Annotated in this window: 4 protein-coding genes; all 4 read left to right on the top strand. The window is 64.8% G+C overall.

All coding sequences use genetic code 11. The features are described 5' to 3' along the window. Positions 1-53: 53 nt before the first annotated feature. Positions 54-1,820: a ShlB/FhaC/HecB family hemolysin secretion/activation protein gene (locus QRN67_RS17240; protein ID WP_285412814.1), complete on the top strand. Its 1,767-nt coding sequence runs from the start codon at positions 54-56 to the stop codon at positions 1,818-1,820. A 72-nt stretch (positions 1,821-1,892) separates the two neighbouring features. Then, positions 1,893-2,738 carry a hypothetical protein gene (locus QRN67_RS17235; RefSeq protein WP_285412812.1) on the top strand — a complete coding sequence of 282 codons (846 nt, stop codon included), beginning with the start codon at positions 1,893-1,895 and terminating at the stop codon, positions 2,736-2,738. A gap of 94 nt (positions 2,739-2,832) precedes the next feature. Beyond that, positions 2,833-11,799, top strand: a complete 8,967-nt coding sequence (locus tag QRN67_RS17230; RefSeq protein ID WP_285412811.1) for a hemagglutinin repeat-containing protein — start codon at positions 2,833-2,835, stop codon at positions 11,797-11,799. Further along, positions 11,790-12,200: a hypothetical protein gene (locus QRN67_RS17225; RefSeq protein ID WP_285412810.1), complete on the top strand. Its 411-nt coding sequence runs from the start codon at positions 11,790-11,792 to the stop codon at positions 12,198-12,200. Before QRN67_RS17230 ends, QRN67_RS17225 begins: the two co-directional genes overlap by 10 nt. Positions 12,201-12,226 lie beyond the last annotated feature (26 nt).

Raw genomic sequence — 12,226 nt, 5'->3', positions numbered from 1 at the left:
CATGACAATCCGCGCCCCGCAACGTATTCCTCGTTGCATTCGTCCGGGTTGTCATGCTCCTTCGATCACGCTTTCTCGCGCCGCCATCACTGCGCGCAGTTTCTGTCGCTTGCCTGTGGCTGGGTGCTGCGTCAGGCGCTCTGGCTCAAGCCAACCCTTCGGCACCCCATCCTTTCGTAGAGCAACTGCGCCAGCAGCAGCGTGAGCGAGCCCTGCGGGAGCAGCAGGAGAAGTCGGTCGACAGCCATCTTCGGCAATCGACGCAAAAAGATTCGGGCCGGTTGGCCGAGTCAGAGTCGCCGTGCTTTCGCGTCGAACGTCTCGCCCTGTCTGGCGAGCGTTCCGCGGACTTCCAGTGGGCGCTGGATGCCGCCGCGGGCCCGGATGCGAACGACAGCCCGCTTGGCCGCTGCCTGGGCACGCAGGGCGTCAATACCGTCATGGCGCGGCTCCAGCAGGCGATCATCGCAAGGGGCTTCGTCACCACCCGTGTGCTGGCGGCGCCGCAGGACCTGTCCACCGGGCTGCTGACCTTCACACTGGTTCCCGGACGCATCGCCGCCGTCCGCGCCACTGCGGATTCGAGCACTCGCTTCGGCGGCAATCGTCTGCTGCTCGAAAGCGCGATTCCTGCGCATCCTGGTGACCTGCTCAACCTGCGTGACATCGAGCAGGGCCTGGAGAACCTCAAGCGCACACCCACCGCCGAAGCCGATATCCAGATCGAGTCTTCGACCGCGCCCGACGCCCGGCCGGGCGACAGCGATCTGGTCGTCAAGTACACGCAGGCCCGCATGCTGCGCGGCACCCTGAGCCTGGACGACAGCGGCACCGAAGCCACCGGCAGGTACCAGGCAGGCGCCACGGTCTCGGCCGACAACCTCTTCGGCCTCAATGATCTTTTTTACGTCAGTGCCAATCACAGCGTGGACGGGCACGTCCTGAGCAACCCGCGCCGCGGCACGGAGGGCCAGACCGCTCACTACTCGCTGCCCTGGGGCTACTGGCAACTCGGCTTCACCGCTTCGAACAGCCGCTACCGGCAAACCGTGGCCGGCCTGAACCAGGACTACATCTATGCAGGCAAGGCCGACAACGCCGAAGTGAGGCTATCGCGCCTGGTCTACCGCGACCAGCGGCGCAAGACCACCGTTGCGATCCGCGCCTTTCGCCGCGAGTCGCGCAGCTTCATCGACGACACCCAGATCGAGAACCAGCACCGCGTGGTCGGCGGCTGGGAGGCCAGCCTGAGCCACAAGGAGTTCATCGGCGAAGCCACGCTGGACGGCACCTTCGCCTTGCGCCAGGGCACCGGCGCCTTCGGTGCCAAGCGGGCACCCGAAGAGGCCTTCGACGAGGGCACCAGCCGCTTCCGGCTCATGACGGCAGACGTGAGCCTCAACCTGCCTTTCAAGCTCGGCGAGCAGAAGCTGCGCTATGCCGGCCAGTGGCGAGCGCAGTGGAACCAGACCCAGCTCACGCCGCAAGAACGCTTCGGCATCGGCGGGCGCTACACCGTGCGCGGCTTCGACGGCGAGACCAGCCTGCTCGGCGAGCGGGGTTGGCTGCTGCGCAACGACGTCGGTTGGGCCGTGGGCCAGGGCGGGGCCGAGCTCTATGCGGGCATCGACTACGGCCGCGTGGCCGGGAGGTCGGTCGCATGGCTGCTCGGAAATCACCTGGCGGGCGGCGTGATCGGCGTGCGTGGTGCATGGCAGGGGCTGAACTACGACGTCTTCATCGGTGCTCCGATCAGCAAGCCCGAGGGTTATCGCACGGCCGGGGTCACGACGGGGTTCAACCTCAACTTCAGCTTTTGAGGAGGAAGGCGCAACAGAGAAAAAGCTACATCGCATCACCCAATCAATCGCAATCACATCACACAAGATCCCATGAAAAACAAGATTCTCTTTTCGTTCTCATTGCTGTCACTTGGCCTGCTTCACGCTTGCGGTGGAGGCAGCGGCGGTGGAGGCGGCGGCATGCCGATGGGCGCCATTCCAGCCGTTGCTCCGTCGGCGACCGCAGAAGCGGCTGCAGCAGCGCCCGCAGCAGTCGATTCCGGCTCCGTCTCCACACCGTTCGCTCGCGGCGAGCGCGCGCGCTACCTGCTGCTGGGTGTGGGTGCGCAGTCGTTCGGTGTGCTGTCGCAAAGCGAGCAGGCGGCCAGCGGCGTGATGACCCGCCTGAACGACAACACGCTGACGGGGTCGAGCGCGACGAAGGAAATCAACGGTGACGCGAACTTCGCGATCGGCCGTTGGACCGCCGGCACCGTCACGCGCAGTTCGGGCGCGGAAACCCTCACTGGCGGCGACAACCGTGCGTATCACTACCTTGCACTGAACGAGCTGAAGACCCTGCCTGAGAGCGGAAGCCCCACCTGCGATGCGGGCGTCTTCACCAATCCCACCTATGTGGGCGGCGGCAGCGGCGCCGCTGCCAACAGCGGCGCGGCCAGCGGATCTTCGACGCTGGCATTCGGCAGCGAAGGCGCTGCCGTCAAGGGCGCGGTGAAGGTGACGGTCGGCGACGCCGTCGGCACGGTGAATTTCGATACCAAGGTCAAGTCCCCATCCAGCACGTCCGTGACCGGCAGCTTCCTGAGTGCGGGTGCGGGCGCCGGCATCACGCTGGGCGATCACGGCAGCGGTGCCTATGCGATTGCCGTGGGTTATTCGGCCACCCTTCCTTCCGGCGCGCGGTACATGGGCGTCGCGAAATTCCGCTGCGCTTGAGATCGTGAGCACGGAGCCGGAGTGACCGCGTCGCGGCGGTCATTGCCGGCTTCATTCAGAGGCCGAATTGCCAAGCCACCAGGGAGAGAAAAAAATGAACAGGCATCTTCACCGGATCATCTTCAACGCCGCGCGCGGCATGCGCATGGTGGTTCAGGAAACGGCCACCAGCATCGGCAAGGGTGCCTCCAAAGGCACCGTGGCCGCAGTCGCGCTCTTCGGCCTGTCGCTCGCAGGCGCCGTTCGGGCACAGATCGTCGGGGCGCCCAACGTCCCCGGGCATCTTCGGCCGACCGTACTCGTCGCCCCCAACGGCGTGCCGCTGGTCAACATCCAGACGCCCTCGGCCGCGGGCGTGAGCCGCAACGTCTACAACCAGTTCGACGTGATGCGCAACGGCGCCATCCTGAACAACAGCCGGGTGAACGTGCAGACGCAGCTCGGTGGCTTCGTCCAGGGCAACCCGTGGCTCGCGAGAGGTCCGGCGCGCGTCATCCTCAACGAGATCAATGGCGGCAACCCGACGCAGTTGCGTGGCCACGTCGAGGTGGGCGGGCAGCGCGCGGAGGTGATCATCGCCAATCCGGCGGGCATCTCCGTGGATGGCGGCGGCTTCATCAACGCATCGCGCGCGACCCTGACCACCGGCGTGCCGCAGCTCAGTGCGCTGGGCGGGCTCGACGGGTTTCTCGTGCGCGATGGCATGGTGAGCGTCGAAGGCGCCGGGCTCGACGCCGGCAAGACGGACTATGCGGCGATCCTTGCGCGGGCCGTGCAGGTCAATGCGGGCATCTGGGCGAACGAGCTCCAGGTGGTCGCGGGCGCCAACCAGGTCAGCGGCGATCACGGCAGCGCTGCGCCCATCGCGGGCAACGGGCCCGCGCCTGCCTTTGCGCTCGACGTTGCCGCGCTGGGCGGCATGTACGCCCGGAAGATCACGCTCATCGGCACCGAGACGGGACTTGGTGTGCGCAACGCGGGCAACGTCGGCGCGGGTGCGGGCGGCCTTGTCGTCACGGCGCAGGGGCGACTGGAAAACACCGGGACGCTCGAAGGCGCGCGGGTTCAGCTCACCAGCGGCGCGGACATCGACAACCGCGGCGGCACCGTCCGGCAGACGAGCATGGCCGGTCTCACGATTGATTCGCCGGTGCTCAGCAATACGAATGGGGGCGCGATCGGCGCGGAGCCTTTTGCGCCGGCAGCGGGTGAGGGCGGTGTGTCTTCCGTCCTCGCCGGGGCACCTGGCGCCATCACCGCCGCAGGCACGGTCCGGAACGACGGCGGCCGCATCTACGCCGGCGGCCCGATCACGCTCAAGACGCCGCAGATCGACAACACGGGAGGCACTCTCAGCGTGGCGACCATGGCCGTGACCGGTGCCAGGTTCAGCAACGCGGGTGGCACGCTCGACGTCAGCCGAAGCTTCAGCGCGAACGTCGGCCAGTTCGACAACACAGGCGGCAAGCTCAATGCGGGCAGCCTGCAGATCTCCACCAGCGGCGACCTGATCAACGTGGGCGGCACGCTCACCAGCGCCGGCGATGCGAGCCTCGCCGCCGGCGGCCGGGCCGACAACACGCGCGGGATCATCACGGCGGTTGGTCGACTGACTGCCAATGTGGCGAAGGCCGTCGACAACAGCGCCGGTACGCTGGTTGCAAATGAAGGGCTGTCGCTCGACGCGGGCGTGCTGCGCAACAGCGGGGCGATCCGCGCGGGCAACGACATCAGACTCGCTGTCGCTGGTGCGCTTGTCAATGACGGCGGCATCACCGCCGGCGGCAACACCGCGATCACGGCTGGCAGCCTGGCGTCAAGCGGCGGCAGCTTGCTCGGTGCCGGCGTTCAAGGCGACGGCAAGCCGGGCCTTGCAGGTGAACTGAGCGTCGCAGCCTCGGGTTCGCTGGTTGCAAATGGCGTGAACCTGGCTGTAGGCGACGCAACGCTGCGAGGCGCGAGCGTCGACCTCTCGGGAAGCCAGACCGGCGCGGCGAACATCTCGGTGACTGCGACGCAGGGCAACGTGAAAACCAGCGACAAGGCGAAGGTGGTGACGCCGGGCGCCTTGAGCATCACTGCCAACGCACAGGCGGACCAGGCCTTGCTCAACGACGCCGGCGTACTCAATGCCGGCCGGCTTAATCTGCGGGCATCGAACATCGCCAACACCCGCGGCGGCGAGATCGTGCAGACCGGTGCCGAGGCCACCACGCTGGCCGTCTCCGGCATCCTGAACAACGATGGCGGGCTCATTGCCAGCAACGGCCGCGACCTGACGCTGAGTGCTGCCAGGCTGGGAAATGCCGGCGGCGTGGTCGAGCATGCGGGCGAGCATGCGCGCACCGGCACCTTGCGCATCGCGGGTGGCAGCTTCAGCGGAGCCAGCGGCCGCATCGCCGGCAATGGCGCTCTCGCCATCGACCTGAAGAACGGTTTCGAGCAAGACAACGGCCGTACTGAAGCCAGGCAGATCAGCATCGAGGCCGGTTCATTGAGCAATCGCGCCGGCAAGATCTTGGGGCGCTCGCTGTCGGTCGATACACGCGGCGGGGACCTCGACAACGGCGCCAAGGGCACCATCGCCGCATCGGGAGCGCTCGTGCTGCGATCCGGCGCCTTGAACAACGACTCGGGCTTGATCCAGTCGGGCGAGTCGCTGCGCATCGACACCAACGGCCGGGTCCTCGTCAACACCAACGCGGCCGGCTACCGGACTCCACCGGCGGATTTGGCCGGAGGCATCACGAGCGGCGGCACGCTCATCCTGAAGACGGGCGAAGTCAAGAACACGGCTGGTTCCATCGACTCGAAGGGGGCGTTGATTGCCGAAACCCAGGCGTTCACCAACGCCGGCGGCAAGACGCTGGCCGTGGGCAGCCTGGCCCTCGATGCCGGCGATGGAGCGATCGACAACACCGGCGGATTGATCCGCGCGAACGGAGCGGCCCGGCTCGGTGCCGGCAGCGTCGTCAATGCCAACACCTCAGGCGACGAGCAAGGCATCGAAGCAAGGAACGTCACGGTTCTTGGCGGGGCGGAACTGAACAACATCTCGGGGCGGATCGCCGCCGTGGAGGCGCTTGACGTCAAGGATCGGAACGCGGGCAACTCCGCGGCCAGGGGCCTGGCCATCACCAACACCGATGGCGTGCTCAAGGGCGGGATACCTGCTGCGCCCGGTGCGGACGGCAAGATGCGCAGTGGTGTCGGCGGCGTGTTCATCGACGCGAAGTCCTTCAGCGGCGACGGCCGGATTGCCTCCGCCAACGACCTGAACGTTGCGCTCGTGCAGGACGTCACGAACAACACGAAGATGGACGTCGATGGAAACCTGAACTTCAGCACCGCCGGCAAGTTCACCAACAACACGAAGTTGTCGGCAGGGCGCAAGCTCACGGTCGATGCAAGCGTCATCGACAACGCGGCGGACGCCGAGATGTCGGGCAGGGACACCGCAGTGAAGGCGGCGACGACACTGACCAATCGAGGCTTGATAGACAGCCAGGGCGCGACACAGATCGACGCGGGCACGCTGCACAACATCGGCACGGGCCGCATCTACGGCAACGCGGTGTCCGCTGCGGTGGGCACGCTCGACAACTCTGCTGAAACCGTCAATGGCATCGCCAAGGCCGCGACCATCGCGGCACGCGAGTCGCTGAACATCGGTGCCGACATCGTCCGCAACCGCGAGCACGCGCTGATCTTCAGCGCTGGAACGGGCGCGAAGGCACTGAACATCGGCGGCGGGCTCGACGGCAACCGCGAAGCCGCGACCAGCGGCAGTGCCCTGGAAAACCTGAGCGCGCGCATCGAGTCGCTGGGTGACATGACTGTCTCGATGAGGCGCATCGACAACCTGGACACGCGCATCAAGCTCGGGCCGAAGACGACGACCCAGGTGTTCTCCAGAACCATCGGCGTGGAAGGCATCGGCCACTTCAAGCCGGAGGATGTTGTCTACACCCCGGGCAAGGCCAACCTCTTGCTGCGCAACCCCGATGGAAGCTGGAGGCCAGCCAATGGCCATGTCTGGGGACTTTGGGACAAAACCGTTCTCACGACGACCGATACGGCCATCGACGCCGACCCGGCCGCCATCGTCGCCGGCAGGGACATGACCCTCATTGGCAACGGGCTGAACCGCGACAGCCGGATCACCGCCGGCGCTGTGCTGGACGCGCCCGGCATCAGGAACGAGGCGCTACAGGGGGAGGTCACCACGCAGACCGGCTCCATCGTCCATTGGCGCGCCACCCGGCGGCAGCCGGATGTCATCGAACCCGTGTCGAGAGTGAGCAGGGATGTGGGCGCCTACGAGAAAACAGGCAACTTCAACGCCACCAAGGGATACGACGCGGGCAAGGGCTCCGCCGGTGCGAGCGGCCCGAGCCCTGTGGCGACAATCGTCGAGGTGCCGGCCAACGTCGGTGGCGTCGTGAATGCCGGAGGACGCTCGGTCGATGCCGCCATCACCCAGGCAAGCAACGCCAAGGTGGGTGCCGGCCAGACCGTGCCCATGGTCGTGCGCACCAGTTCGCCTCGCATCGATATTCCCCAAGCCAGTCTTTTCAATCTGAATGGCGGGCCGCGCGGCTATCTCGTCGAGGCCGACCCGCGCTTCGCCGGCTACCGGAACTGGCTCAGCAGCGACTACCTGCTGAACAACCTCGGCCAAGACCCCGGCAACGCGCTCAAGCGCCTGGGCGACGGCTTCTACGAGCAGAAACTCATTCGCGAGCAGGTCGCGCAGCTCACCGGCTATCGCTACCTGGGTGGCTACTACAACGACGAGGAGCAGTACACGGCGCTGATGAACAACGGGGCCACCTTCGCGCGGCAGCATGGCTTGCGGCCGGGCATCGGCCTGTCGGAAGTCCAGATGGCGCAGCTCACCAGTGACATCGTCTGGCTGGTCGAGAAGACGGTGACGCTGCCCGAGGGAGTCACCCGGCAAGTACTGGCGCCGCAGCTGTACGTGCGCGTGCGACCCGGAGACATCGACGGCTCTGGTGCACTGCTGAGTGCCGACGCCACCGTCATCAAGGGCGATGGCGATCTGGTCAACACAGGCACCATCGCCGGGCGCACGCTGGTCAAGATAGACAAGGACAACGTCAGGAACCTTGGTGGCCGCATTGCGGGCGGCGACCTTGGAATCCACGCCAAGACCGACCTTGACAACATCGGCGGCACCATCACTGCCAGCGACTCCGCGACATTGACGGCCGGCAACGACATCAACCTCGTGACGACCACCCGCACGCAGACCGGAGTGCTGACCAGCCGGACGAACATCGACCGCGTGGCGGGGGTCTATGTGAATAATCCAGAAGGCATCCTCGTGGCTTCGGCCGGGCGGGACGTCCGCCTTGCCGGCGCCATCCTCGCGAATAGCGGCAAGGACGGCAGAACGCTGCTGAAGGCCGGGCGGGACATCAGTGTTTCGACGGTCAAGGAAGAGGAGCGTCAGGAGCGAGGCAGCGGCCCGCGCAACTTCTACAGCCAGAGCAGCAGCCGGGAGGTCGGCAGCCAGATTGCCGGCGGCGGCAATGTGACCCTCGACGCCGGAAACAACATCCGCATCCGCGGATCCGTCATCGACGCCGAGGGTGACCTGGCAGTGAAGGCCAGAGAAGGCGATGTGCGCATCGAGACCGGGCGTGCCACCGTCTCGGTCGACTCCGCGAGTGAAGCGAAAAAGAAAGGCTTTCTCTCCAGCAAGACCACCACGCAGCGCGACAGTTCGCGCGAGGACACCGCCACCGGCAGCTCGCTGGGCGGGCGCAACATCATCGTGTCGGGTCGGGACGTCACCGTGTCGGGCAGCGAGATCATTGCCGACAAGAATGCGTCCATCGTCGCCAGGCGCGACCTCACCGTCGAGGCCGCGCAGGACAGCCGCTCCGAGAGCGCCTATCGCGGCACCAGCCAGTCCGGACTCATGGGCTCGGGCGGCTTCGGCTTCACCATCGGCAGCCGCAGCCAGAGTACCGACACCCGAAGCGAGAACACCAGCGCGGTGCGCAGCACGGTGGGCAGCATCGGCGGCAACACGACGCTCATTGCCGGCAATCGGTACACGCAGATCGGCAGCGACGTAGTCGCTCCTGACGGAGACGTGACCATCGCCGCAAAGAGCATCGCGGTCCGCGAGGCACGTGAAACCAGCCGGACCGAGACCGAGCAGAAGCAGAAGACCGGTGGCCTGACCATTGCGCTTACCGCACCCGTCATCAGCGCGGTGCAAAGCATCGGCAACACGGCCAAGGCCGTCCAGCAAACCAGCAGCGGACGCATGCAGGCGCTGGGTGCCGCCTCCATGGCCGTCGAGGCCAAAGGCATGGCGGATGCCCTGGCCAACGCCAGTCTCACCAATCCGGCGCAGTCCATGGGTGTCAACCTGTCGATCAGCCTCGGCGGCAGCCAGAACAAGAGCAACCGCACCGAAACCAGCGACACCGCGGCCGGCAGCCGCATCGAGGGCAAGAACGTCAGCCTGCTCGCGATCGGCGGCGGCAAGGACAGCAACATCCTGGTGCAAGGCAGCGACATCGTCGCGCGCGACACGGCGACGCTCGCTGCGGAAAACCGCATCGATGTTCTCGCGGCCCAGAACACCAGCGAGCGGCATGGCACCAACAAGGGCAGCGGCGGCAGCGTGGGTGTGAGCGTCGGCACCAGCGGCCTGCTGTTCAACGTCGGCGCGAACGCCAGCCGGGGCAAATCGGACGGCACCGATTCGACCTACACCAACAGCCGCGTGAGCGCCGGCAACAAGGTGAACCTCGCGAGCGGCGGCGACATGACCATCAAGGGCGGCGTGATCGAAGCCGACCGTGTGGCCGCCAAGGTGGGCGGCGACCTGAAGATCGAGAGCCTGCAAGACACCGGCACCTCGGCCAGCACGCAGCAGAGCCTGGGCGGTTCCTTGAGCGTGGGGGTGGGCGTGTGGAGCGCAGGCGTGAGCGCAAGCAGCGCCAAGGCCGGCGGCAACTTCGCGAGCGTGAAGGAGCAGTCTGGCATCAAGGCGGGCGACGGCGGCTTCGACGTCGACGTGAAGGGCCGCACCTACCTCAAGGGCGCGGTGATCGAGAGCACGCAGGCGGCAGTGGACAACGCGAGAAACACGTTCAAGTCCGCCAGCCTCACCACCAGCGACATCCAGAACTTCGACAGCTACAAGGCCAGCGGTGCGAGCCTGGGCCTGAGCGTTTCAGGACAGCAGTCCAAGGGCGAAGACAAGAAACCCATCCCGGGCTCGGACTTCAAGGTGGGCTCAGGCGGCAGTGCGGGCGTGGGCAGCGCGTCGGGCTCGCAATCGAGCGTGACCAAGGCCGGCATCAGCGGCATTGCGGGTGACCAGAGCGTGCGCACCGGCGTGGACACCACGAATGCGCTGACGAAGAAATGGGATGCCGACAAGCTGGTCGCCGATGTGCAGGCGCAAGTGCAGATCACGCAGGCTGCAATGCCGAAGGCCGCCAAAGCTGCCGGAGAGTACGCGGAACGTCAGACCCGGAAATACGAGCAGGCGCAACTCCAGGCTTCGGTGGCGCAGCAGGTATTGAACGATCCGGGCGCGAGTGACGAGCAAAGGGCGCAGGCGACTGCGGCTTTGGCGAACGCCGGTAGCACCCTCGCGGCGGAGCGGCAGAACTACGAAAACTGGAAGGAAGGCGGTGCTTCACGCGTGTGGGCGCATGCCTTGGTCGGCGGGCTTGCGGGCAACCTGCAGGGGGCGGTGGGCGCGGCGCTGGCGTCGGCTGCGGCACCGGTCATCGATGAGCTGACGCGCGACCTGCCCAGTGGCGTCAAAGAGGCAGTTGGCGCTGGTTTGGCGGTCGGATTAGGTGCAACGGCCGGTGGTGCGGCCGGTGCGACGACTGCATTCAATGCCGACGTCAACAACCGCCAGTCCAACGCAGCACAGCGAGATGCGCTCGCCCGCTTGCAGAAAAACAAGGGCGAGGCCGATCAGAAAAAGCTGGCCGATGCGATGTGCGCGCTTCTGAAGTGCGCGGCAGGCGCGGACCCGAACAGCGCCGGCTACGCTGCAAAGGTCTCTTCGCAAAACAGAGGGACTGACTACAAGGATGAGCAACAGTTGCTGCTCAAGACCGGGGTGTTCTCGGAGTACGGATGGTCCGATGGCGCCATTGACATCGCGAGCACGCTTTTGCACAACGCCAAGGACGGGATGCAAGGGGCGGCCAGTGGTGCTGGCTATCTTGGGAATGCTTTGGCTCGGGACTTTCAACTGGCGGTGGCTGGGGCGAACCCGCCGGATACTCCGCCTGACCTGGATAACGGTGGCGAGCCACCTGCGGCGGGAGGCAGTTCGGTCTTAGTCGGAATGGCGCCGACGGTTTGGTGCGCAGTCCCACCGACTTGCGTTCCTGTCTTGGCGCCAATTGCGTCGGGAGGGCGACTTGGGTATGCGCCTGGCAATTGGACGTTGTCCAGTGAATCTGAAGCGGGAGGTGGTGGAGTTGCAGATGGACCCGGCAACCTGCCGGTAGGAAACGGTCCGCGCCCTGCAGATGCCCCAGGCATCGGATTCAATGGCTACGCGCCACCAGCAAGTGCTACGCCGCATGCTACGGGCACCGTGCGTCTTGGTAATTCATCGTTGGACACGCACCTGACTGACGAAGGGCGTGCAGCGTATTCAGGAACGGGGAAGAATATTTATGGCACGCATGATTTGATCGCTTTCGAGACGGCGTTGAGAGCCAACAATGGAGTTCTTGTAAGTTCGACAAAAATTGCCGGAACGGATGGGATCTATCAAGTGCAATATCGTTTGCCTGGACAAAGTGTTGCAACCAAGACTGTTTTTGACCCCAAAATATATCCTCACAAAGAGATGACAAAAATGGCCCAATCGGCCAGTCAATTGGCCATTGATAAATACATATCCTCCGGTGCAACCGGACCGATGGCGGTCAGCGTTGACGTGGGCGGTCTAAAATGGACTGTGGGCATTGGCGCAGGTCCAGGCGGAATTCCCAATGTCAGAACAGCTTATCCAACAGGAGGTGCCTCGTGGCCATGAATAAATTTAGATTTGCATGCGACAGTAAAAAATTAGAAGATCTTCTTGGATTTGCCTTGTCGGTAATTGTTCGGGATGATCTCGATAGATTTGATATGCCTGGCATCGCACTAAATCTGGATGTTTTATATGCAGAGCGCGGAGTGGGGCATGAAGTTTGTATTGAGATTGATTTTTTGCCTTCGCTCAAAACGGGCAAGGCATTGCCCATTGATTTTGTAGTTATTAGCTATAGAGACTGTAATCCTGGCGAGGAAGATGCTGGACTTTACGCATACGGTGAATTCGCCAGGGGGTTGAACGAAGAACTGTTAAAGCAAAGCGAGGGTGATGCCGTGCTCAGAGAAAGAGCATTGAGATTGATTGAAAAATACGATCTAAAAAAATATGAAAACATCTGAGCAGGAGCCCTGTCCTGTTCTTGTGC

The sequence above is a fragment of the Variovorax sp. efr-133-TYG-130 genome, from assembly GCF_030208835.1.
Classification (GTDB): domain Bacteria; phylum Pseudomonadota; class Gammaproteobacteria; order Burkholderiales; family Burkholderiaceae_C; genus Variovorax.
Note: the sequence above shows the minus strand (reverse complement) of the source record. Positions and strands in the feature narration are given on the sequence as shown.